The 23,534-nt window shown below is 66.5% G+C and carries 14 protein-coding genes; 8 read left to right on the plus strand and 6 right to left on the minus strand.

What is annotated here, in order from left to right:
- Window positions 1-321 precede the first annotated feature (321 nt).
- Both A7D17_RS18415 and A7D17_RS18420 read left to right on the plus strand, forming a co-directional pair.
- Entirely contained in the window at window positions 322-1,668 is a 1,347-nt protein-coding gene (locus A7D17_RS18415; protein WP_064510420.1) for a dicarboxylate/amino acid:cation symporter, read from the plus strand.
- Between the two features lie 198 nt (window positions 1,669-1,866).
- Window positions 1,867-4,176, plus strand: coding sequence for an NADP-dependent malic enzyme (locus tag A7D17_RS18420; RefSeq protein WP_064510421.1), 2,310 nt, complete (start codon window positions 1,867-1,869; stop codon window positions 4,174-4,176).
- 477 nt (window positions 4,177-4,653) lie between these two features.
- Here the strand turns inward: A7D17_RS18420 and A7D17_RS18425 are convergent, their stop codons facing one another.
- Window positions 4,654-7,998, minus strand: coding sequence for a GH92 family glycosyl hydrolase (locus tag A7D17_RS18425; protein WP_064510422.1), 3,345 nt, complete (start codon window positions 7,996-7,998; stop codon window positions 4,654-4,656).
- An 816-nt stretch (window positions 7,999-8,814) separates the two neighbouring features.
- Here A7D17_RS18425 and A7D17_RS18430 point away from each other — a divergent pair.
- From A7D17_RS18430 to A7D17_RS18440, 3 genes are read left to right on the plus strand one after another with little or no spacing between them, the layout of a single operon-like run.
- Complete coding sequence (locus tag A7D17_RS18430) at window positions 8,815-9,012, plus strand: zinc-finger domain-containing protein (RefSeq protein WP_064510423.1); 198 nt, start codon at window positions 8,815-8,817, stop codon at window positions 9,010-9,012.
- 10 nt (window positions 9,013-9,022) lie between these two features.
- Window positions 9,023-10,135 (plus strand): glycosyltransferase, encoded by a 1,113-nt coding sequence (locus tag A7D17_RS18435; protein ID WP_064510424.1) that lies wholly within the window; start codon window positions 9,023-9,025, stop codon window positions 10,133-10,135.
- Entirely contained in the window at window positions 10,116-11,450 is a 1,335-nt protein-coding gene (locus tag A7D17_RS18440; protein WP_064510425.1) for an O-antigen ligase family protein, read from the plus strand. The genes A7D17_RS18435 and A7D17_RS18440 overlap by 20 nt, the downstream gene beginning before the upstream one ends.
- Window positions 11,451-11,531: 81 nt before the next feature.
- Here the strand turns inward: A7D17_RS18440 and A7D17_RS18445 are convergent, their stop codons facing one another.
- A complete protein-coding gene (locus A7D17_RS18445; protein WP_064510426.1) occupies window positions 11,532-12,452 on the minus strand; it encodes an LpxL/LpxP family Kdo(2)-lipid IV(A) lauroyl/palmitoleoyl acyltransferase in 921 nt (306 codons plus the stop codon).
- A 76-nt stretch (window positions 12,453-12,528) separates the two neighbouring features.
- Between A7D17_RS18445 and waaA the strand changes: the two genes are divergently transcribed.
- Window positions 12,529-13,845: a lipid IV(A) 3-deoxy-D-manno-octulosonic acid transferase gene (waaA, locus tag A7D17_RS18450; protein ID WP_064510427.1), complete on the plus strand. Its 1,317-nt coding sequence runs from the start codon at window positions 12,529-12,531 to the stop codon at window positions 13,843-13,845.
- 602 nt (window positions 13,846-14,447) lie between these two features.
- Here the strand turns inward: waaA and A7D17_RS18455 are convergent.
- The 3 genes from A7D17_RS18455 to A7D17_RS18465 all read right to left on the minus strand — a co-directional run bounded on the left by A7D17_RS18455 (window position 14,448) and on the right by A7D17_RS18465 (window position 17,289).
- Window positions 14,448-15,830: a TolC family outer membrane protein gene (locus A7D17_RS18455; protein WP_064510428.1), complete on the minus strand. Its 1,383-nt coding sequence runs from the start codon at window positions 15,828-15,830 to the stop codon at window positions 14,448-14,450.
- A 20-nt stretch (window positions 15,831-15,850) separates the two neighbouring features.
- Complete coding sequence (locus tag A7D17_RS18460) at window positions 15,851-16,507, minus strand: protein-L-isoaspartate O-methyltransferase family protein (RefSeq protein WP_064510559.1); 657 nt, start codon at window positions 16,505-16,507, stop codon at window positions 15,851-15,853.
- Between the two features lie 128 nt (window positions 16,508-16,635).
- Window positions 16,636-17,289, minus strand: coding sequence for a TetR/AcrR family transcriptional regulator (locus A7D17_RS18465; RefSeq protein ID WP_064510429.1), 654 nt, complete (start codon window positions 17,287-17,289; stop codon window positions 16,636-16,638).
- Window positions 17,290-17,696: 407 nt separating this feature from the next.
- On the opposite strand from A7D17_RS18465, the gene A7D17_RS18470 reads away from it, so the two are divergent.
- Window positions 17,697-20,639: a two-component regulator propeller domain-containing protein gene (locus A7D17_RS18470; protein ID WP_082862151.1), complete on the plus strand. Its 2,943-nt coding sequence runs from the start codon at window positions 17,697-17,699 to the stop codon at window positions 20,637-20,639.
- 439 nt (window positions 20,640-21,078) lie between these two features.
- Here A7D17_RS18470 and A7D17_RS18475 read toward each other — a convergent pair whose 3' ends face one another.
- On the minus strand, window positions 21,079-21,957 hold the full coding sequence (locus A7D17_RS18475) for a LysR family transcriptional regulator (protein WP_064510431.1): 879 nt from the start codon (window positions 21,955-21,957) through the stop codon (window positions 21,079-21,081).
- A 126-nt stretch (window positions 21,958-22,083) separates the two neighbouring features.
- Between A7D17_RS18475 and leuC the strand changes: the two genes are divergently transcribed.
- A complete protein-coding gene (gene leuC, locus A7D17_RS18480; RefSeq protein ID WP_064510432.1) occupies window positions 22,084-23,523 on the plus strand; it encodes a 3-isopropylmalate dehydratase large subunit in 1,440 nt (479 codons plus the stop codon).
- Window positions 23,524-23,534: the final 11 nt, after the last annotated feature.

The raw sequence follows: 23,534 nt of genomic DNA on the forward strand, positions 1-23,534 counted from the left end.
AGAAACGTCGGTGTCTGCGTTAAACGGAATTAACGGCCGGCGGCGGCGCGGCTGAAGTGTAAGACCAGGTTCATCCGACGGACAGTGCTGCAGACCCATGCCCGTGGTGTCCCCGCGAACCCCTGCAGTGGGGCCGGCCGTGCATAAAGTCCTTATCTGGCGCGGGGTTGCAGCGCGTGCCGCGCGGCGCCCGGCAGGCACGCGCGGCGCCGCGGCGCATCCGTAGTACCAATGGGTTATCGGCCCGGGCTGTGACGTGCGGCCAGAATGCGGGCACCGGGTACCTGCTCAGGCACCCCCCAGTTTCCTCGGAGTGGCGTCATGCACATCAGCAAGCCTGCCGGCCCGTTGCCGGCGTCCGTGCCCTTCTACCGCCAGCTGTATTTCCAGGTGGTGGTGGCCATCGTCCTCGGCGCCCTGTTGGGCCACTTCGAGCCAGCGTTCGCCGAAAGCCTCAAGCCACTGGGCGACGCCTTCATCAAGTTGGTGAAGATGATCATCGCCCCGGTGATCTTTCTGACTATCGTCACCGGCATCGCCGGCATGACCCATCTCAAGACGGTGGGCCGGGTCTTCGCCAAGGCGATGACCTACTTCCTGTTCTTCTCCACGCTGGCATTGATCGTGGGCATGATCGTGGCGCACGTGGTGCAGCCGGGTGCCGGCATGAACATCAACCCGGCCGAGCTGGACCAGAGTGCGGTCAACACCTACGTGCAGAAGTCGCACGAGTTGAGTCTGGTCGGCTTTTTGATGGACATCATCCCGGCGACGCTGATCAGCGCCTTCGTCGACGGCAACATTTTGCAGGTGCTGTTCGTGGCGGTGTTGTTCGGTATTGCGCTGGCCCTGGTGGGTGAGCGTGGCCGTCCGGTGCTGAGCTTTCTGGAAGCGCTGACCGCGCCGGTGTTCCGGCTGGTGCATATCCTGATGAAGGCCGCGCCGATCGGTGCGTTTGGCGCGATCGCCTTCACCATCGGCAAGTACGGGGTGGAATCGCTGGTCAACCTGGCCTGGCTGGTGGGCTCGTTTTACATCACCTCACTGTTCTTCGTGCTGGTGATCCTGGGCCTGGTGTGCCGGTTCTGCGGCTTTTCGGTGCTCAAGCTGATCCGTTATCTCAAGGCCGAACTGCTGCTGGTGCTGGGCACCTCGTCGTCGGAGTCGGCACTGCCGTCGCTGATGGAGAAGATGGAAAAGGCCGGCTGCGAGAAGTCGGTGGTGGGCCTGGTGGTGCCGACCGGTTATTCGTTCAATCTGGACGGCACCAATATCTACATGACCCTGGCGGCGCTGTTCATCGCCCAGGCCACCAACGTGGACCTGACCCTGGGCCAGCAGATCACCCTGCTGGCGGTGGCGATGCTCAGTTCCAAGGGCGCCGCCGGCGTGACCGGTGCCGGTTTCATCACCCTGGCTGCCACGCTGTCGGTGGTGCCGGACGTGCCGGTGGCCGGCATGGCGCTGATCCTGGGCGTGGACCGCTTCATGAGCGAATGCCGCTCGCTGACCAACTTCATCGGCAACGCGGTGGCCACGGTGGTGGTGTCGCGCTGGGAAAATGCGCTGGACCGCAACCAGCTCAAGCTGGTGCTGGATGGCGGCTCGCCGCCGCTGCAGGCACCGCCGGGTGCCACCGACGTCGTCGCTCCGGCCAGCGCGCGCTGAGGTTTCCTACGGCCCTGTTCTCCGGCGGCGTTGCCGGCGGGGTGCAGGGCCGTTTTGCGTTGATCCGCTCGCGGGTCGCCACGTGCGCTGCGTTGCAGCATGCAATCTCCCTGCCGCGCTGACAGCTGCGCGACAGGCCCTTGTTCAGGCAGGAGGGTAGAATTCAGTTCTCCTGCGCCTTCGAGACCCACACAGCCGATGTCCACCGACGACTTCAAACAGGCCGCCCTCGACTATCACCGCCAGCAGCCGGCCGGCAAGATCAAGGTCACCGCGACCAAGCCGATGCTGACCCAGCGCGATCTGTCGCTGGCGTACTCGCCCGGCGTGGCGTTTGCCTGCGAGGCCATTGTCGAGGACGCCACCCAGGCCAGCGAGCTCACCGCGCGCGGCAACCTGGTGGCGGTGATCACCAACGGCACCGCGGTGCTGGGCCTGGGCAACATCGGCCCGCTGGCCTCCAAGCCGGTGATGGAAGGCAAGGGCGTGCTGTTCCAGAAGTTCGCCGGCATCGACGTGTTCGATATCGAAATCAACGAGAACGACCCGGACAAGCTGGTGGACATCATCGCCAGCCTGGAGCCGACCTTCGGCGGCATCAACCTGGAAGACATCAAGGCGCCGGAATGCTTCATCGTCGAGCGCAAGCTGCGCGAGCGCATGAACATCCCGGTGTTCCATGACGACCAGCACGGCACCGCGATCATCGTCGGCGCCGCGGTGCTCAACGCGCTGGTGGTCACCGGCAAGAAGATCGAAGAGGTCAAGCTGGCCACCACCGGCATGGGCGCGGCCGGCATTTCCTGCGTCAACATGCTGGTCTCGCTGGGCCTGAAGCCGGAGAACATCCTGGCGCTGGACCGCGATGGCGTGATCCACACCGGCCGCACCGACCTGGACCCGGACAAGCAGCGCTATGCGCGCGATACCGACAAGCGCACCCTGGCCGAGATCGTCGAAGGCGCCGATATCTTCCTGGGCCTGTCGGCCGCCGGCATCCTCAAGCCGGAAATGGTTGCCAGCATGGCGCGCCAGCCGGTGATCTTCGCGCTGGCCAATCCCAACCCGGAGATCACCCCGGAAGCGGCCAAGGCGGTGCGCCCGGACTGCATCATCGGCACCGGCCGTTCGGACTACCCGAACCAGATCAACAACGTGCTGTGCTTCCCTTACCTGTTCCGCGGCGCGCTGGACGTGGGCGCCACCGGCATCAACGAGGAAATGAAAATCGCCTGCGTCAAGGCAATTGCGGCGATGGCGCGGCGCGAGGCCTCCGACCTGGGCGCAGCCTATGGCGGCGAGACCCCGAGTTTCGGCCCGGACTACCTGATTCCGCGCCCGCTGGACCCGCGCCTGCTGGTGGAGCTGTCCTCGGCCGTTGCACAGGCGGCGATGGACTCTGGCGTGGCCACGCGCCCGATCGCCGACATGGAGGCCTATCGCGACAAGCTCGGCCAGTTCGTCTACCGCACCAGCCTGATGATGAAGCCGGTCTACGACCGCGCGCGCGCCGATAAGCAGCGCGTGGTGTATGCCGAAGGCGAAGAAGAAGTGGTGCTGCGTGCGGTGCAGAACGTGGTCGACGAAGGCCTGGCCTTCCCGATCCTGATCGGCCGCCCGGACGTCATCGAAGCACGCATCGAACGCATGGGCCTGCGCCTGACGGCCGGCGTGGACTTCGAGATCACCAACATCCTCGACGACCCCCGCTTCAACGATTACTGGCAGTACTACCACGCGCTCACCGAGCGCCGCGGCGTGACCGTCACCGCGGCCAAGGAACTGATGCGCTCGCGTCCGACCCTGATTGCCGCAGTCATGGTGGCGCGCGGAGAAGCCGATGCGATGCTGTCCGGCGTGGTGGGGCGCTTCCACAAGAAGCTGGGCTACGCGCGCAGCGTGATTCCGCTGGAACCGCGCGTAAGTTCCACCTCGGCGATGACCGGTGTGATCAACCAGTTGGGCGTGTTCTTCTTCCTGGATACGCACGTGCAGGAAGACCCCACGGTGGAGCAGGTGGTCGAAGCCACGTTGCAGGCCGCGTACCGCCTCAAACTGTTCGGTATCGAACCGAACATCGCATTGCTGTCGCACTCCAACTTCGGCAGCCACGACTCGCGCGACGCGCTGAAGATGCGCCAGGTGCGCGAGGCGCTGCTCAAGCGCAAACCCGAGCTCAACATCGACGGCGAAATGCAGGGCGACACCGCCTGGGACGAGGCGCTGCGCAAGCAGATCATGCCCAACAGCACCTTGAAGGGCCGCGCCAACCTGTTCGTGTTGCCGAACCTGGAAGCGGCCAACATCGCCTACAACCTGGTGCGCGTGTTCACCGACGGCGTGGCGATCGGCCCGATCCTGATGGGCATCTCCAAGCCGGTGCACATCCTCACCACCAGCGCCACCTCGCGCCGGGTGATGAACATGACCGCGATCGCCGCGGTGGATGCGCAGATCCGCAGGCAGCGCGATGCGGAAAAGGCGGCAAGCGAAAAAGGCAACGACTGAGAAAGGCAACGCGCGGGAAAGGCAACGAGTGAGTCGACGTGTCGAAAACTTGCGAGGTGTCCAAGACTTGATTGACAGAGTGTTGCTTGATTCGAAGCGGTAAGCGCTCGGCCGGCCAGACAGCGGCCGAGAAGTGTCTCGCTCGCTACGGTATTGCAAGGCGCCCAGTCGCTCAGTACCCGGTCCGCAACGAAAACCCAAAAGCCCCTCTCCGCGCGGGAGAGGGGTGAGGGTACGGCTTACCCTTAGCATCGCAACGTCCGGGACGTTGTCACTGCAAGGCGCCCAGCAGCTCAGCACCCAGCCTGCAACAACGATTCAAAAACATCTCTCCCCACGGGAGCGGGTTGGGGTGAGGGTAAGGCCTACCCTTGGCAGCGACTCAGCGTCGACCACCCAAAACGATGACGAGCAACGCAAACAGCAGGCGTCGCGGCTCGTCGTCATCCCAAGCGATCACGCCCAAAACCTCAGGCCTCAGCGCCCCTCCGGCACTGAACCCAGTAACTCAATCTCCGCCACCTGCGCACGCGCGGGCGCCGTCCAGCGCAGCCGATACTCCGCATACAAGCCGGGCGTCGCGATCCGGAACGGGCGCGTTTGCAGCGGCCATTGAAAACGCTCCTCGCGGCGCGCATCGACGACGCGCCACGTGCCTGCTGCAGTGCGTGCTTCCAGCGTCCACGCCGCCTGCGCAATCGCGGCGTTGCCGCTGGTCACGGTGTAAAGCGTGGCCTCACCGCGATCAAGACCGCTCAACGTCAGTACCGTGGCCGGCGACACCGCGCTCGCGCTGCCCGCATCGTCGTCATGCAACGCCGCCAGCGCGCGACCATCGGCCTGCGTCACGCGTGCGCTGGCACCCAGCAGGTCACGCAAGGGAGCAGGGCGGTGCCCGGCGGGCGTCAACGACGGTGGCGCAGCGTCCGGCTCGCTGCCCCAGCGCGATGGCGCTGGCCCCATCACGAAATCCAGCGTTGCGCCATTGGCAATCGCCGCATGCGGCAACCAGGTCTTGCGCCACGGCTTGCCGTTGAGCGTGAGCGATTGCACGTACACGTTCTGCGCTGAATTCTGCGGGGCATTGACGGTCAGCGTGCCGCCGCCAGGCAGTCGCACGCGTGCGTGCCGGAACAACGGCGAGCCGATCACGTACTCCGGCGCGCCCATGCGCAAGGGGTAAATGCCCAGCGCGGCGAACAGATACCACGCCGACATCTCGCCGTTGTCTTCGTCGCCGGCATAGCCCTGGCCGATCTCGCTGCCCAGGTATAGCCGCGACAGGATCTCGCGCGTCAGTCGCTGGGTCTTCCACGGCTGCCCGGCGTACAGATACATCCACGGGATGTGGTGCGCCGGCTGGTTGCTGTGCGCATACATGCCCATGCGCACATCGCGTGCCTCGGTCATTTCGTGGATGGTGCCGCCATACGAACCGGAAAACGCTGCTTCGCCGGTTTCGGGCGTGGCGAAGAAGCGGTCCAGCTTTGCCGCCAGGGCATCGCGCCCGCCGTAGAGCGCGGCCAAGCCCTGGCCATCGTGCGGTGCAGTGAACGCAAAGGTCCAGCCGCTGGATTCGGTGTAGTCGTTGCCCCAGACACGCGGGTCGTAGTGCGCGGTATCCACCCGCCATCGGCCCTCTGCGGTGCGGCCCTGGAAGAAGCCGATCGACGGATCGAACAGGGCCGCATAGCCGGCCGCGCGATGACGGAAGTACATCGCCTCGGTCGCATAGCGCTCACGCTCGTGGGCCGTGGTTGCCTGCTTGGCTAGAGCCTCGGCCATGTTGGCGATACCGAAGTCGTTGAGTGCACCTTCCATCGACCATGACATGCCTTCGTGCGTGTCGGTGTCCGCATAGCCGCGAAAGGTCGAGCGCGCCATGCCCTTGCGGCCCACATGCCGATCCGGCGGCACCACGCTGGCGTTCTTCAGTGCTGCCGCATACGCCTCGGCCGGGTCGAAGCCGCGCACGCCCTTGAGCCAGGCATCGGCAAATGCCACGTCCGAGCTGGTGCCCACCATCAGGTCGGCGTAGCCGGGCGAGGACCAGCGTGCGATCCAGCCCCCGGCGCGTGCCTGCTCCACGAAGCCCTGTACCAGCAGTCCGGCATCGTCGGGTGCAAACAGCGCATAGGCCGGCCAGGCGGTGCGAAAGGTATCCCACAAGCCGTTGTTGACGTACACCCGCCCGTCGCGCACCGGCGCAAAGCTGCGCACCGCGCTGCCATCGACGTTGTCGTCCGACCAGCTGTTCTGGCTGGCATAGCGCCAGTCCGGCGACTGTGCGCTCCCCACGTTTTCGTGCCCGGAGTTCGGATACAGGTAGAGCCGGTACAGATTGGAATACAGCGTGGTTTTCTGGTCGGGCGTCGCATCGGCGACCTCGATCCGCCCCAGCAGCGCATCCCAGGCGTCCTGCGCACGCGCAGCGACCTGCTCGACACTCGCCTGCGGCGCGATCTCCAAGGCCAGGTTGTGCTTGGCCTGTTCGAGCGAAATCAGCGAGGTTGCGATGCGCATCTGTACCTGCCGCGTGCTGCCAGGATCGAACTTGATCCAGCCGGTTGGCCGCCCGCTCGCGATGCGGCCGCTGGCTGTCCACGGCCGGTCGAACCTGGCATACACGTACATGCGCGTGGCCCCGGTCGACAGGCCGCTGCGCACATCGGTGTAACCGGACAGGGTTTGCGTATGGGCATCCAGCTGCAAACCGCCACGCGCATCTACGTTGTCGAACAGCAGGTTGGCATCACCGTGCTCGGGAAAGCGGAAGCGGAACAGCGCCGCGTGATCGGTGGGCGCAATCTCGGCATGGATGCCGTTGTCCAGCTGCACTGCATAACGATAGGGACGCGCGACTTCGTTGGCGTGCGAGAACGCCAGCGCGCGTTTACCGCGATCGGCCTCCGGCACACCCGCGCTCAGCGACGGCATCACCTGGAACGTCTGCCGGTCGCCCATCCACGGACTGGGCTGATGGCTGAGCGACAACGCCTGCAGGCGCGGCCGATTGTCGGCGTCGTTCTGCTCGTTCCAGCGATACAGCCAGGTCAGCGTCCCCGCATCGGTCACCGGCGTCCAGAAATTGAAGCCGTGCGGCACTGCCGTTGCAGGGAGGTTGTTGCCGCGCGAGAACGTGCCATTGGAGTGCGTGCCGCGCGTGGTCAACACCCAGTCCGAGGGACGTGCAGGCATCGTCAGTGGCACCTCGCCCAGCACTACATCGTCGATCCAGCCCGCACTGGCGCTACCCGCAGGCGGGGCAATCTCCAGCTCGATGGCCACCACACGCCGCCCACGCAGCGCGGCGACGTCACCCAACCGCACCTGCTTGCTGGCCCACTGCTGCGGGTACAGCGTCTTCGAATCGCCTTGCGCGTGTGCACCGACTGCGATGCCATGCTGGTCGCGTGCAGAACTGGTAGACACGCGCGTACCGTCATCCAATCGCAGATCCAGCGAGACATAGGTGGATGCCACCTGATCGTTGCCGACGCTTTCCGGCAGCACCATCCACGACAAGGTGGTCTGCGCATCGACCACGAGGTTGACGTCAAACAGGCGGCGCCGGCCGCCGGTATTGCCACTGCGATAGTGCAACGCATGCGCACCGCTGTAGCCGGCAGCCGGCTTGGCCGCATAGGGCGCCACCGGTCCGGCGCCGAGCGCGATCTGCACATTGCCTCCGGTCAGCTCGACCGGCGTTGGCTGCCCCGGCTCGAACGAACTCGCAAATCCAACCGCCGCAGCGGCGTGCATCGGCGCGATTGCCAGCGCCACCGCCAATGGCAGATGCCGCACAACGACAGACAGACTCACGTGATGGTGCCTCCTGGGTTGGGTTGCCGGGCAGCATGCTCGATGGCCAATGCTCTTGTGGTGCTTTGGTACTGCTTGCCGGACGGCCCCGTGGTGACTGCCTGGCTGATCGCGCGTTCCCGACGCAGATGCAGCGCGAAGCAAACCGCATCTCCATCCAGGCCGGGCATGCGCGCCGCTGCTGGGCATCGGCATGTCTCCCGGCCGCGTGGCGCTTGCCTGATGTCGCCTCACGACACCAGGCCAGTCAAGTTTCGGTGCCGGCCGATCCTGGGCAAAATGCCGTGCGGACGCAAGCGAGCTGTGCATTGCGCGTGTGCAAGGACGCAGGCAGGTGCGTCGCCAGGTCAAGAACACCGCGGCAGCCAGACACCGGCGTTTCGCTCAACCCCAAGGTATGGCCCACGACGCGTCACTCGGATGGTGCAAGACAGTCTGGCTAGTTCTGGGACAGTGCCGCTGACGCCAGAGAGTCACGTCAGGACGCCATGCACCAGGGCCACGCGGATTCGTCATCACCAGGCCAAGCGTTGGTGGAGCGGCATTGCATTTTCATCACCGGGAGTGTCTGGAGCCGGCGTGCCCGGATCCCACCCCGGCGTCTTGCTTCCCCCAGCCGTCAGCTGTGTCGCTCAGCCGTGCGCGCCCCCAGGCGCGACACTGCTGCCCTCCACGTCGGCTGCGCTGGTCCTGTCGGCGCGCGCGGCATTGCCGCACCCGTCGGCTGGGCTGGCGCGCCTTGCGCCGCCGCCGCCCTGCGCAGACAGGCAGGCTGCTAGAATCCGCAGCCTGTCTTCGTTTCCCGATCGCACCGCCATGAGCCAGACCGCCACCGCGCCCGCCAATGCCGAAAAGCGTTACACCGTGCACCGCGGCGATCTGCCGCTGAGCTGCCCGACACCGCAGATGGCGCTGTGGAACTCGCATCCGCGCGTGTACCTGCCGATCGAGGACGAACCCAACTGCGAAGCCAAGTGCCCGTATTGCGGCGCGTTGTTCGTGCTGGCCGACTGATCCCGACCGGATGCACCGCCTGACCGTGGTGCAACTGCTGCCGGCGCTGCAGTCCGGTGGCGTCGAGCGCTCCACGCTGGAAATCGCCGCTGCGCTGGTGCGCGCCGGCCATCGCGCCGTGGTCGTGTCGGCCGGCGGGCGCCTGGTCCAGCCGCTGCTGGACGCCGGGGGCGAACACCTCACCTTGGACATCGGCCGCAAGTCGTTGCTGACGCTGCGGCATGTGGTTGGCCTGCGCCGGCTGTTCGCCGAGCTTGGGGCCGATATCGTGCATGCACGCTCGCGGCTGCCGGCCTGGCTGGGCTGGTACGCGCTGCGCGGCATGCCGGAGGCGACGCGTCCGCGCCTGGTCACCACCGTGCACGGGCTTAACTCGCCCAGCCGCTACAGCGCGGTGATGACCTATGGCGAGCGGGTGATCTGCGTGTCGCGCACGGTGCGCGACTACGTGTGTACGCACTATCCGCATACCGATCCGGCGCGCCTGCGCACGATTCCGCGTGGTGTGGACATCGCGCAGTTTCCGCGGCGTCTGCGGCCGGATCCACGTGCACGTGCCTGGGTCCAGACCCTGTTGCCCGGCTTGCCGGCCGAGGCGCCCCTGCTGTTGCTGCCTGGCCGCGGTACCCGCCTGAAAGGGCATGCCGACGGTCTGCAGCTGCTGGCCGATGTCCGCGCTGCCGGCGTGCCGGCCTGGCTATGGCTGCCCGGGGCGCGCGAGCCCGGACGCGAGGCGTATCTACGCGAACTGGAGGCCGAGGCGGCCCGGTTGGGGGTGGCAGAGGCGGTCGCGTTCACCGAGCCGACGGCGCGCATCGCCGACGCCTACGCCGCCAGCGATCTGGTGCTGCAGCTGTCGCGCAAGCCGGAGGCCTTCGGCCGCACCGTGGTCGAGGCCCTGGCTGTCGGACGGCCGGTGCTGGGCTGGGCGCATGGCGGGGTGGGCGAATTGCTGGCCGAGCTGCAGCCCGGCGGCGCGGTCACGCCCTTCGATGCCCGGGCCCTGTGCGCGCAGGCGCTGGTCCTGCTGCAGCAGGCGCCCGCTGCACCGGCCGTGATTCCGTACACGTTGCAGGCCATGCAAGTGGCCACCTTGAAGGTCTATGACGAACTCCGCCGCTGACGCCATGGCGCGCGCGCCCGTGTTGAGCCCCGACGTCGGCCGCTGGGCGCCGCTGTTGGTGATCCTGTTCGTTGCGCTGTGGCCTACGCCGGGCCTGGCCGAAACGGTGCTGTCACTGGGCGCGGTATTTGCGGCATACCGCTTGTTGCACGCGCGCTTCCGCGGCGGCACCGGTCTGCTCAGCGGAGCGGCCTGGGCGCTGACCAGTGTGCTGTTCTTCGCCTACTGGCTGCCGCAGATGCTGTCGGCGTTCGATGCGGTGGATGCCGGGCGTGCGCTGCGCAAATCGGCCACCGACCTACGCTACCTGCCTTTCATGTGGCTGTGCGCGATTGCGGTGGCCAATGCGCAGCGCCGCCGCCGCACCTTCACCGGCCTGGCCGTGATCGGCGGGGTATGGACGCTGGATGCATTGATGCAGGCTGCCATCGGCAGCAGCCCATTGTTTTTTGCGCTGGATCAACTCAAGCAGCTGATCAGTGGGCACGGGCTATGCACGCCGCAGGAGCTGGCGCTGGTGGACCGCCTCAGCGGCGTGCTGGGGCCATGCAACCTCAAGTTCGGGCAGACCCTGGCCAGCCTGTCGCCGTTCCTGTTGCTGGCGCTGGGGCGACGTACTGTCTGGGCCTGGGTGGGCGGGGCGGCGGCGGTCGGGGTGGTGCTGGTCCTGGCCGGGTCGCGTGCCTCGTGGATCACATATGCGGTGATCGTCGTGCTGTCCGGCTGGCAGTTGCTGGGCGGTCGCCGCCTGCTGGCGGCGGCGGTGGTGGGGGTATTGCTGGCCGGCGGCGTGGTGGCAGTGGCGCCGCAGGCGCGCGAGCGTCTCCAACGCACCGCGCTGGCGTTCGATGGTGGCGAACAGGGCGTGGATCAGGCCTTGTCCGGGCGCGCGCAGATCTGGGGCGCGGCGCTGTGCATGATCCGCGAGCATCCGCTCAATGGGGTGGGCGCGCGCGGCTTCCGGCAGGCCTATCCGGCCTGCAATCCGGCGCCGACCCAGGTGCCGGCCTGGGGCGATGGCCCGGCGTTCCACGCGCATCAGATCGTGCTGGAAATCCTGGCCGAAACCGGGGCGATCGGGCTGCTGCTCTGGCTGGCCGGCGCGGCGCAGGCCTGGCGTGCGTGGCGCTACTCGAGCGCTGCTGCGCGCGAGCAGGCGCGCCCGGCGATGATTGCCTTGGTGGCCACTGTCTTCCCGCTCAACACGCATCTGGCGTTCTATTCCAGCTTCTGGGGAGGGCTGAGCCTGATGCTGGCCGGACTGTATGCCGGCGCGTTGCTCAACGACGACGCAGACCAGCCGCCGCCGGGCTGATGCGTTTGCCTCCGGATCGCATCTCGGCGATCGATGGCGCCCGCGCACTGCGTCACCAGCCGTTCGCCCTGTGGCAACGGATCAGTGATAGAACGCGCTGCGCCCGCCGGGCTGACGCTTGAAGCGGCGATGGATCCACAGGTATTGATCCGGTGCCTCGCGCACCATGTCCTCGATCGCCGCATTGACCTGCGTGGTATCGGCGATCACATCCTCTGAGGGAATGCCCGCCAGCGGTGGCGCGATCTTGAGGATGTAGCGGCCGCCTTCGCGGCGATGGAAGTACGGCACCACCGCGCAGCCGGTCAGCCGCGCCAGCTGATGGGTTGCGGTGATGGTGGAGGCCGGATGCCCGAAAAACGGCACGAACACGGTGTCCTTGCCGCGCATGTCCTGGTCCGGCGCGTACCACAGGAAACCGCCGCGCTTGAGATGCTTGATCGTGGCGCGCAGATCCTCGTTGGCGAACATGTGCGTGGCATAGCGCAGGCGCCCACGCTTGACCGCCCATTCGAACACCGGGTTGCGGTGCTTGCGGTACATGCCGGCCAGCGGCACGTGGTCGCAGAGCAGGCGCCCGCACATCTCCAGCGTCATGAAATGGCCGGATACCAGCAGCACGCCACGCTGCTGTTCCTGCAGCTGTTGCAGATGTTCCAGGCCTTCGATCTGTACCCCGGGGCGAATGGCGTCGATGCTGCCCCACCAGGCGCGCGCAAATTCGAACAGGCCCACGCCCAGCGCATCGAAGCTGTCGCGCAACAGTCGTGCCCGCCAGGCGTCGTCCTGCTCGGGAAAGCAGAGCTTGAGGTTGACCTCGGCAGCGCGCCGGCGCGTGCCGGCCAGGCGCATCGCGATCCAGCCCACGCCGCGGCCCAACGCACGCTGCAGCGTCCAGGGTAAACGCCCGGCCAGCACCATCACGGCCAGGCCAAGGAACATGGGCCAGTGCCTGGGGTTGCGCAGGGAAGGGCGGACGGCGACGTTGGCGGACTCGGACATGCGCCAATTCTAAGGGATCGCGTGCGCGCGGCAGCGTGCACATGCGCACGCAGGAGCGCTCCCGTATCCTGCACGGATGCGGAAAGACCCGATCGAATGGCTGTTGCGTGGGCTGTACTCGGCGCTGTTGTATCTGTTGCTGCCGATCACGGTGTACCACCTGGTGTGGCGCGGTTTCCGCGTGCGCGAATACTTCAATCGCTGGAACGAGCGCTATGCGTCGTATACGCATGCCTGCGGCCGCCCGCGCGTGTGGGTGCATGCGGTATCGGTGGGCGAGGTCAACGCGGCCGCGCCGCTGGTCAACGCCTTGCGCGCGCAGCGGCCGGATATCCGTTGGGTCATCACCACCATCACGCCCACCGGCTCCGAACGCGTACGTGCGGTGTGGGGCGATGCGGTGGATCACGTCTATCTGCCGTACGACGTGCCCGGCAGCGTAGGGCGGTTTCTTGAGCACTTCCGCCCGCGGCTGGCGCTGATCCTGGAAACCGAGTTGTGGCCGAACATGTTGTTCGGTTGTCGCGACCGCAAGATTCCGCTGTACATCCTCAACGCGCGGCTGTCGGCGCGCTCGTTGCGCGGCTATCGCGTGCTGGCGCCGTTGATCAGCCGCGCGCTGCGTACGGTGACCTGCGTGGCGGCGCAATCGCAGGACGATGCCGAACGCTTCCTTACCCTGGGTGCGCGGCCGGAGCAGGTGGTGGCGCTGGGTAATCTCAAATTCGATATCGCCGCGCCCGACCAATTGCAGGCGATGGTCACGCAGTTCCGCATCCATGTGCCGGCAACACGGCCGGTATGGATTGCCGCCAGCACGCATGAGGGCGAGGAGGCTGCGGTGGCCGATATCCATGCGCGGCTGCTGGCCGAGTTTCCCGATCTGCTGCTGCTCTGGGCGCCACGCCATCCCGAGCGGTTTCCCAAGGTCGAGGCGTTGGCGCGCGAGCGCGGCTGGAGCGTGGCCACACGCAAGGTGCAGCAGTGGCCGCGGGCGCGCGACACGGTCTTCGTGCTTGATACCCTGGGTGAGCTGATGAGTTTCTATGCATGCGCGCAGGTCGCCTTCGTCGGCGGCAGCCTGCAGCCGATCGGTGGGCACAACCTGCTGGAGCCGGCAGCAGTGGGTACGCCGGCAGTGACCGGCCCGCATCTGCATAATTTTTCGGAAATCTCGCGGCGCATGCGCGAGGCCGATGCAGTTGCCATCTGCGAGGACGCCGATTGTGTGTATCGCGATCTGGCCCGGTTGCTGGGCAATCCCGCACAGCGCGAGGCGATGGCGGCCGCGGGCCTGGCGCTGGTGGCCAATGGCAAGGGCGCGGTGGCGCGGACGCTGGTGCAGATTGCGCCGGACCTGCCGCCGGTGGTTGGCGATGGTGTGACGTCTTGAAAGAGATAGCTGCGCATTTTGAATCGTTGCAGTGAATCTGTTGCAGTCATGCCCAATAACGTCATCAAGCGGTATTGGAGCAACCAATGAAACGTGGCGATCGCGCGGTCGTTTCGTTAGTCGCTGTACGGCGTCATCTGGAGAGTCTCCAGCCGCATTGGTCGAGAGCGCGGAGCCCTCACCGCTCGCGGGACACGCCGTGAATCCGTCCTTGGAGGCTCGGTGGCGGCATCCATGCCGCCACACGGTCCCGCAATCGGTGAGGACACCGCACCAGAGAGTGAGTCGGTTACTTTGTTGAAAGCAATGCACACCGACCATCTTGACTGGTCCTTGCCCGCCCACCGTCGCGGGACCTTACGCGGCATGGATGCCGCGTAAGAGCCTACAAGGACGTACTTGGGGCGTGTCCCGCGATGGTGGGCGCGCGAGGACTCTGCAGCAAAGCCGCAGAGCCGCCGCTCCGCAATCGGCGCAATCGGCGCATTCATAGCCTCAAGCTCCGCGAGCAGCTATCGCATGAAGCCGCCTGCATGCCAGATTGCATCGCGCACAAAAAAGGCGGGCCTTCGCCCGCCTTTTTGGTCACCTATCCGCTCGCATTACTGCAGCGAACCGCTGCCTTGCAGCTTCGATTCGGCATCCTGCGACAGCAGACGATTGACGTCCTGCAGATCGGTGATGTCCAGCTTGCCGATGGCCTGGCCGAGCAGCAGGCGATTCTGCAGGAAGGTGTAGCGCGACTGTGCGTAGTTCAACTGCGCCTGGAACAGCGTGCGCTGGTTCTGCACCACGTCCAGCACGGTACGCGTACCCACTTCCAGGCCCACCTGCGAGGCATCGTAGGCAGCCTGCGCGGAGACGACGGCCAGGCGGCGTGCTTCCACTTCGCTGATGCCGGCGACCACGGTCTGGTAGGCATTGCGCGTATTGCGGTCCAGCGCGCGCTTCTGCTGCTCGTAGGTGTCCTGCTGGATATCGCGACGCGACAGCGCCTGACGCACGGCCGACTGCGTCGCACCGCCGGCAAAGATCGGGATCGATAGGGTGATGCCTACCGAATCGGTATCGATGTCGCGGCCCGCGGTGGTGAAGTTGCCTGCGGCCTGATCGACCGTGCCCTGGCCGCCCCAGCTATTGCTGCGGCCGATATTGGCGCCCAGGCTCAGGGTGGGGTAATGGCCGGCACGCGCCGCATTGACCTGTGCCTCGGCTGCGCTGACCTGCAACTGCTGCGCCTTCAATGCCGGGTTGTCGGCGATGGCACTGGCCACCAATTGATCGACGTTGCTGTAAGCCGCCGGTACTTCCGGCCGGAAATCTTCTGGCAGCGCACGCAGGCCCACCACCGGCTGGCCGGTGAGTTCGGTCAACGCCTGGTAGTAATCCTTCAGTGTATTGCGTGCGTTGATGGTGTCGGCACGCGCCTGGTCGTACTGGGCGCGGGCTTCGTGTACGTCGGTGATCGGTGCCAGGCCCACTTCCAGGCGCTTATCCGCGTAGTCGAACTGCTTCTTGGCGGCGGCTTCGTTGGTTTCTGCTGCGGCCAACGACTCGATACCCACCAACACCTGGAAATACGCTGCAGAGGTGCGGGTGATCAGATCGTTGTTGGCCGATTCCAGGGTGAAGTCTGCTGCCTTGGCCACTTCGCGCTGCGCGCGCAAGTTGGCGAACTGCGCCCAGTTGAAAATGGTCTGGCTGCCCTGAACCGTGTACTGCCGCTGCTTGGTAGTGGAGCGACCATCCACGCCTTCCAGCTCGCGATGTGCCTGGGTATACCCGGCGCTACCGTCCAGCTGCGGCAACAGCGCCGCACGCGCCTGCACCTGTCCCTCCCGATTCACCAGCCGGGTGGACTCGGCCACGGCCAGCTGCGGATCGCCATTGCGGGCCATTTCGTAGACCTGCAGCAGATCGGTGGCATGCGCTGCCATCGGTGACAGGACGGCGGCCAGGGCCAGGGCGAGGGATCGGCGGATCATCGGGGGAGCTTCCTTGGGAATCAGAATTGGAATCGGGGCGTTGGTGCGGCGCCCTGGAGATAGGCGAGGTCGGTTTCGAACAACGATTCGATGCGTGGGGCGTTGACCTCGCCACGGACCAGGACCGCTTCCATGACCGGATCGTGACCGCGGACGACGAACAGCCGGCCAGTCGGGCGCAGCCACTGCAGCCACTGGGCCGGCAGCGTATCGACCGCGCCGGTCACGCAGACGGCGTCGAAGCGGCGCTCGCTCTGCCAACCGAAGACATCGGCGGTTTCGATGCGGACATTGCTGCCCAGGCCGGCATTGTCGAGATTGGTGCGTGCCGCCGCGGCCAGCGCCGGGTCGATCTCCAGGCTGACCACTTCGCGGGCCAGTGCGGCCAGGCAGGCGGTGGAAAACCCACTGCCGGTGCCGATTTCCAGCACGTCTTCGCCCGGCTGCAGGTCCAGCGCCTGCAACATGCGGCCTTCGACCACCGGCTTCATCATCTTGTGGCCGGCCGACAGCGGGATCTCTACATCGACATAGGCCAGGGTCTTGTAGGCCTCCGGCACGAAGGCTTCGCGCGGCAGGCGCGCCAGCACGTCGAGCACGCGCAGGTCCAGCACGTCCCACGGCCGGATCTGCTGTTCGACCATCTTTTCGCGGGCCTGGGTGAAATCGATCGTCATGGTGCGGTTATCCAACGCGGTGGGGCGAGCATTTTACCGGTGCACGAGGCAACTGGCGCATCTAGCATCGCCGCGCGCCGATCACCGGCGCAGTGCCGGAAGTCATCGCCACCAAAGGCCGGGGGCAATCAGCGCGGTGCATACGCCCTCAGGAAGAAATCCACGCTGGACTCGATGTGTTCGTTCACCTGCGCGCGCGTGGGCTGGCCATGCAGGCCGCACATCATCAGGGCATACAGCTCGCCCTTGAGCAGGCAGAAGAATTGCGAGGCGGCGCGCGGCAAATCGGCAATGTCCAGCTGGCCATCGGCCACGCGCGCAGCCAGGAACGCCGTCAGCGCCTGCTGGGTCCGCTTGGGGCCGGCATCCCAGAACATCTCGCGCACATGCACATCGCCGGTACCCGGCGCCATCATCATGCGGTGGGTGGAGATGGCCGACTCGGTGCTGACCATGGCGAAGAACGCATGGGCGATCTCGATCAATTGGTCGCGCAGCGCGCCCTTGGGGGCATGATCGAACAGGTCGTCGGGCATCATCTCCTGGCACTGCGCACGGATCGCCTCGGAAAACAGGCTTTCCTTGTCGCCGAAGTGGCTATAGACGGTGAGCTTGGAGACGCCAGCCAGCGCGGCGATCCCGTCCATGCTTACCCCGGCATAGCCTTGCTCCATGAACAGCGTGCGGGCCGCCCCAAGGATGGCGGCGCGTTTCCCAAGATCCTTGGGACGTCCAGGGCCGTTGCTCCTGGCCTTGGACTTGAGTGGGGGCGAGCTGGACATGCACTCAATACTAGACCATCGGGTTCTATATTTATACTCGGCCTGCTGAATGCATCAGCGCCGCTACCAGGCCGGGCGGGCGCTCGCCGCCGGCCATGTGATGGCGGGCACGCCTGGCAATCCAGCAAAAGTGCCCTACGCGGCGCTGTCTTCAGGCCGATCCAGGCGCGGGTAATCGTGGTTGCCTATCACTTGTTTGTCCGGATGCGCCCGGTGTCATGGTGTGCCCGGCAGCTGTGGGGGATGTACCTAGGGCGGCGCTAAAACCCCGGTGCTAGATTGGCCCGGCGCTTGCCCGTGCATACCGGCAGGCATCTCCAACGGCACGGACGAGGGGAACGGGGAGCGTGGACAGGGTGGGGGGGCAACCGCAGGCATCCAGCCTCCGCGGCACACGCGTGCTGCGGATGGCGATTGCGTGGCTTTGGTGCGTGGTCTGCTGCGGCCTGCCCGGCATGCAGCCCGCCGCCGCGCAGCCGCTGGAGCACACCGCCTACCACACCGTCACGCGCTGGAACATGGACGACGGCCTGCCGCATAACCTGGTGCATGCGGTGGCCCAGGGCGAAGACGGGTTGATCTGGTTGGGAACCTGGGAAGGCGTGGCGCGGTTCAACGGCCGCGATTTCACCGTGTACGACCGCCAGAACACGCCGGGCGTGGAACTGGGCGGCGTGTTCGTGGTGCTGCGTGACAGCGCGGGCGGCATGTTGTTCGGCACCGCTTTCGACGGCGTCTATCGCTACAAGGACGGCAACTGGCAGCAGCTGGGCAATGCCTCGGCACGCCACCTGGCGGTGAGTGCCCTGTTGCGCCGGGCCGATGGCGCGCTGTGGGTGGGCACGCCGCAGACGCTGTACCGGATCGAGCCGGACGGGCGGCTGGTCGATGTCGGCCGCCAGTCCGGCTTGCCGCGCGCGCGCATCACCGCCTTGTCCACCGACGACAGTGGCGATCTATGGGTGGGCACCGAAGCCGGGTTGTTCCTGCTGCCGCGTGCCGGTGGCCCGGCGGTCGCCTGGGGCGAGGCGCACGGCATGCGGAAGGTGCCGGTGCGCCGGCTTGCCAGCGATCGCCAGGGCGGCTTGCTGGTCGCCGGCGACGACGGCGTGTGGTGGTGGAGCCGCGGCGGCGGGCTGCAACGGTTTCGTCAGGGCCAGCGGGTGGATGCCTTGTTGCTGGATCGGCGCGGGCATCTGTGGATGAGCATGCCGAGCGGCACGCTGGTGGTACACAGCGGCGCGGGCGTGCCCGATGAGCAGGTGTCGATCTCCGGGGTCGCCAGCCCGGCGTTGCTGGAAGATGCCGAGGGCCTGATCTGGGTCGGCAGCACGCATGGCCTGTTCCGCATCGCCGAGGGCGCCGCGCATGGCATCACCCAGGACGACGGGCTTGCCTCGGACTACGTGCGCACGGTGTTGCAGACCAGCGACGGCACCGTGTGGGTGGGGAGCGCGGTGGGCCTGGATCGCTGGCGCGACGGTCAGATCAGCCGCGTGTCGCTGCTGCCGACCGAAGGTGGCCGCATACTGGAGCAGTCGGTGCTGTCGCTGGCCGATGCCGGCGATGGCGGGGTGTGGGCCGGCACCTATAGCCAGGGCGTGCTGCGGCTGGATGCGCAGGGCAAGGTGGTAGTGCGCATCGGTGCGGGCGATGGGCTGCCGTCGCTGTCGGTGCGTGCGGTGCTGCCCGATGGCGAGGATCTGTGGATCGGCACCACCGGCGGGTTGGTGCGCTGGCGCGACGGCAAGGCGCGCCGCTACACCGCAGCCGATGGCGTGCCCGACGGGTCGGTGCAGGCGCTGTATCGCGATGCGCAGGGCATCGTGTGGATCGGCACCGACCGCGGCATGACCGGGCTGTCGCCGGGTGGCAGCACCCGTGCGTGGCTGGGCGAGCAGGATTTCCCCGGTCAGAACGCCTTCGACTTCCTGCGCGATGCGAGTGGCGACCTATGGATTGCCAGCGATCGCGGCCTGCTGCGCTTGCGCGGTGAGCGCTTCCAGGTCTACGACCACCGTGTCGGGCTGCCACGCGACAAGGTGTTTCGCGTGATCGACGACGGCCGCGGCTATCTGTGGCTGTCGAGCAACCATGGCGTGTTCCGCATCGCCCGTAGCGACTTCGACCAGATCGATGCCGGCACCCGCGAGCAATTGAGCGTGGAGGTGGTGGATCGCAGCGATGGCATGCCCAGCAACCAGGGCAATGGCAGCAGCGCACCGGCCGGCTGGCTGACGCTGTCCGGACAGTTGCTGTTTCCCACCTCGGCCGGTCTTGGCGTGATCGATCCGGCGCGGGTCGGCACCTTGCAAGGCCATCGCGTGCCGATCGTGTTCGAACGCCTGCTGGTCGATGGCATGGTGCAGCCGCTGAGCGGCCAGCATCTGCTGGGCGCGGAAACCCGGCGTATCGCCATCGGCTATGCAGGCCTGAATTTTCGCGGGCCGGACAAGGTGCGTTACCGCTATCGGCTGGAAGGCTTCGACCCGGACTGGGTGGACGCCGACAACGCCACCGAGGCGGTGTATACCAACCTGCCGCCGGGCCGCTTCCGCTTCCGCGTGCAGGCGATGTCGTTGCCGGTGGATTGGCGGCAGACTGCCTTGCTCGGCGAATCGAGCCTGGTGATCACGCTGGCACCGCCGTGGTGGCGGCGTCGCGAGGTGATCGCGCTGGGCGTGCTTGCGCTGGGCAGCCTGATCTACGGCTTCTACCTCTGGCGGACGGCCAGCTACCGGCGCCGTCAGCGCGAGCTCAATACCGTGATCGACCGGCGCACCCGCGAATTGAGCGACAAGAATGTCGCCCTGCAGCAGGCCAGCCAGGAACGCGAAGCGTTGATGCGCCAGCTTGAATACCGCGCAAGCCACGACGTGTTGACCGCGCTGCCGAACCGGCGCGAGGCCGAGCGCGTGCTGCAGCAGTGGTTCCAGCAGGCGCGCAGCGGCGGCGCCACGCTGGCGTTGGCGTTGATGGATATCGATCACTTCAAGCGCATCAACGACGAGTACGGGCATGACGTGGGCGATGCGGTACTCAGCGCGCTGGGCGAGGCGTTGAGCGACCAGGATCAGGCGCGGTGTTTTGCTGCGCGCCATGGCGGTGAGGAGTTCCTGCTGGCCGCCACCGGGGTGGATGCGGCGCAGGCACGCGCGCTGTTCGAGCAGATGCGGCAACGATTGGCAGCGATCGAGGTGCAGGCACAGGGCATCGTGGTGCGGTGTACCGCCAGCATGGGCATGGCGATGAGCGACGAAGCGCCCACCCGGCGCGAACTGCTCGCGTTGGCAGACCGCCGGCTGTACCACGCCAAGCGGCAGGGGCGCGATCGGCTGGTCGATCAGTAGCGGTGCGATCTCACTGCGGTGCGGTGGAATAGGGCCGGGGCGCAACGTGTCTGCGTTGCGTGCGCGTGCCCGTGCCCGCATCGGATCGATGCGCAAAGGCGCAAGGCACCGTTGACATTGCAGCCAAGCACGCTGAGATCGTTGTAAACGCTGCACGATGTCCGAGTGCACCTTCGTGCGTCGCCGTGACGCTTGGTGTCTACACGCGGGCGATCGACCTGCTCGATTGACGAACATCGGCACGTGCATGCCGCGGCATTTTGGATGCGAGGCGCGGCGTGCTCTGCATGCGCGGATTCAAACGCGATCAACGCTTGTATTGCTCGAGCGCCGACGGTTCAGCCGTTCCTCCGGCAGCGCCATGACCTGAATCATGCGCGGATTGGCCAGGCAGCCTCGCAATACCGCATGACGATCGGTCGCCGTCACGTTGACCGCGTCACGGCCGCTCCGCCTGCGCATGCAACAACGCAACAAACGCCTGCGCGGCACGCGACAAGGTGCGCCCGCCATGCGTCACGCAGCCCAGCTCGCGCGCTAGCGCGGCATCGGCCAGCGGCAGTGCCACGATCTGATGGTCGATCATGCGCTCGGGCAACACGCTCCAGGCCAGCCCCACCGACACCAGCATCTTGATCGTCTCCAGGTAGTTGGTGGTCATGCGCAGCTGCGGCGCCAGACCGCGCTCGGCGAACAGCCCAGCCACGATGCGGTGGGTGAAGGTGCCTGGGTCCGGCAGCACCGCCGGATGCGCCACGACATCCTCCAGCGCCACCTCGCGCAGGGCGGCCAACGGGTGATCCGGCGCCACCACGAACTGCAGGCGGTCATGCCAGATCGGCTGCGCGCGCAGCGGCGCACGCGTCTGCGGCGCCAGCGTGGTCACCGCCAGTTCCACCTCGCCACGCAGCACCGCCGCGTAGGCCAGTTCCGAATCCAGGAACTGGATGTCCAGCGCCGCCTGCGGGTGCTGCGTGGCGAAGTTGCGTAGCAACGCAGGAAGCCGATGCAAGCCGACATGGTGGCTGGTGGCTAGGCTAAGCCGTCCGCCGACCGCCGCGCCCAGATGTTCCAGTACGCGGCGAGTGTCTTCCAGTTCGGCAAGGATGCGTTGGGCGCGCGGCAACAAGGCCTGCCCGGCCTCGGTCAGCACCACCTGGCGGCCCAGGCGATCGAACAGCCGCGCAGACAGTTGCCCCTCCAGCAAGGCGATGCGTTTGCTCACCGCCGGCTGGGTCAGATGCAAGGCCTCGCCGGCCGCAGAAAAGCTGCCGCTCTCGGCAATGGCCACGAAGGCACTGAGGCTGGCGAGATCCATTGCTATTCCTGAAATTCATTTGTTGAATAAACAATATGAATTTGCGTTATCCATGACAAGCTCCTAGCATCGAAAACAGCCAGGTGGGTGCACCCACCATCCGCCACCCGCTTTCGGATCGCCGCAATGACCGCCAAGACGCTGTACGACAAATTGTGGGAAATGCACGAGGTCACCCGCCGTGACGATGGCTCGTCGCTGATCTATATCGACCGCCATATCCTGCATGAAGTGACATCGCCACAAGCCTTCGAGGGTCTGCGCCTGGCCGGGCGCAAGCCGTGGCGCATCGACGCCAACATCGCCACCCCCGACCACAACGTGCCCACCACCCGTGCCGAGCGCCAGGGCGGACTGGAGTCGATCTCCGACGAGGTCTCGCGCCTGCAGGTGCAGACCCTGGACGAGAACTGCGACGATTTCGGCATCCTCGAGTTCAAGATGAACGACACCCGCCAGGGCATCGTGCACGTGGTCGGCCCCGAGCAGGGCGCCACGCTGCCGGGCATGACGGTGGTCTGCGGCGATTCGCATACCTCCACCCACGGCGCATTCGGCGCGCTGGCGCACGGCATCGGCACCTCCGAGGTCGAGCATGTGCTCGCCACGCAATGCCTGATCGCCAAGAAGATGAAGAACCTGCAGGTACGTGTCGAAGGCACTTTGCCGTTCGGCGTGACTGCCAAGGACATCGTGCTGGCGGTGATCGGCAAGATCGGTACCGCCGGCGGCAACGGCCACGCGCTGGAATTTGCCGGCAGCGCCATCGCCGACCTGTCGATGGAAGGCCGCATGACCATCTGCAACATGTCCATCGAGGCCGGCGCGCGCGTGGGCATGGTGGCGGTGGACGAAAAGACCATTGCCTACGTACAGGGCCGCCCGTTCGCGCCCAAGGGTGCCGACTGGGAGGCGGCGGTGGCGTTGTGGCGCACGCTGGTCTCCGACCCGGGCGCGCACTTCGATACGGTGGTGGAACTGCGTGCCGAAGACATCAAGCCGCAGGTCAGCTGGGGCACCTCGCCGGAGATGGTGCTGGCGGTGGACCAGCGCGTGCCGGACCCGGCAGCCGAGCAGGACCCGACCAAGCGCGATTCGATCGAACGCGCGCTCAAATACATGGGCTTGCGGGCCAACCAGCCGATCACCGACATCCGCCTGGATCGCGTGTTCATCGGCTCGTGCACCAACTCGCGTATCGAAGACCTGCGCGCGGCGGCCGCAGTGGCCAAGGGCCGCAAGGTGGCCTCCACCATCAAGCAGGCGCTGGTTGTCCCCGGCTCGGGCCTGGTCAAGGCGCAGGCCGAAGCCGAAGGTCTGGACAAGGTGTTTCTGGACGCCGGCTTCGAATGGCGCGAGCCGGGCTGTTCGATGTGCCTGGCCATGAACCCGGACAAGCTGGGCAGCGGCGAACACTGCGCGTCCACCTCCAACCGCAACTTCGAAGGGCGCCAGGGCGCCGGCGGCCGCACCCACCTGGTCAGCCCGGCGATGGCTGCCGCGGCGGCGGTGAGCGGGTACTTCGTCGATGTGCGTGAGCTCCAGGGAATCGAGAATCGGGACTAGGGAATCGCAAA

This window comes from Xanthomonas floridensis, assembly GCF_001642575.1.
In the GTDB taxonomy this organism is placed as follows: domain Bacteria; phylum Pseudomonadota; class Gammaproteobacteria; order Xanthomonadales; family Xanthomonadaceae; genus Xanthomonas; species Xanthomonas floridensis.

Coding starts and splice junctions, on each gene's coding strand:
- A7D17_RS18435 (WP_064510424.1), top strand. CDS start 9,023: ATGCACCGCCTGACCGTGGTGCAACTGCTGCCGGCGCTGCAGTCCGGT.
- A7D17_RS18455 (WP_064510428.1), bottom strand. CDS start 15,830: ATGATCCGCCGATCCCTCGCCCTGGCCCTGGCCGCCGTCCTGTCACCG.
- A7D17_RS18430 (WP_064510423.1), top strand. CDS start 8,815: ATGAGCCAGACCGCCACCGCGCCCGCCAATGCCGAAAAGCGTTACACC.
- A7D17_RS18420 (WP_064510421.1), top strand. CDS start 1,867: ATGTCCACCGACGACTTCAAACAGGCCGCCCTCGACTATCACCGCCAG.
- A7D17_RS18470 (WP_082862151.1), top strand. CDS start 17,697: ATGGCGATTGCGTGGCTTTGGTGCGTGGTCTGCTGCGGCCTGCCCGGC.
- A7D17_RS18465 (WP_064510429.1), bottom strand. CDS start 17,289: ATGTCCAGCTCGCCCCCACTCAAGTCCAAGGCCAGGAGCAACGGCCCT.
- A7D17_RS18440 (WP_064510425.1), top strand. CDS start 10,116: ATGACGAACTCCGCCGCTGACGCCATGGCGCGCGCGCCCGTGTTGAGC.
- waaA (WP_064510427.1), top strand. CDS start 12,529: ATGCGGAAAGACCCGATCGAATGGCTGTTGCGTGGGCTGTACTCGGCG.
- A7D17_RS18460 (WP_064510559.1), bottom strand. CDS start 16,507: ATGACGATCGATTTCACCCAGGCCCGCGAAAAGATGGTCGAACAGCAG.
- A7D17_RS18475 (WP_064510431.1), bottom strand. CDS start 21,957: ATGGATCTCGCCAGCCTCAGTGCCTTCGTGGCCATTGCCGAGAGCGGC.
- A7D17_RS18415 (WP_064510420.1), top strand. CDS start 322: ATGCACATCAGCAAGCCTGCCGGCCCGTTGCCGGCGTCCGTGCCCTTC.
- leuC (WP_064510432.1), top strand. CDS start 22,084: ATGACCGCCAAGACGCTGTACGACAAATTGTGGGAAATGCACGAGGTC.
- A7D17_RS18445 (WP_064510426.1), bottom strand. CDS start 12,452: ATGTCCGAGTCCGCCAACGTCGCCGTCCGCCCTTCCCTGCGCAACCCC.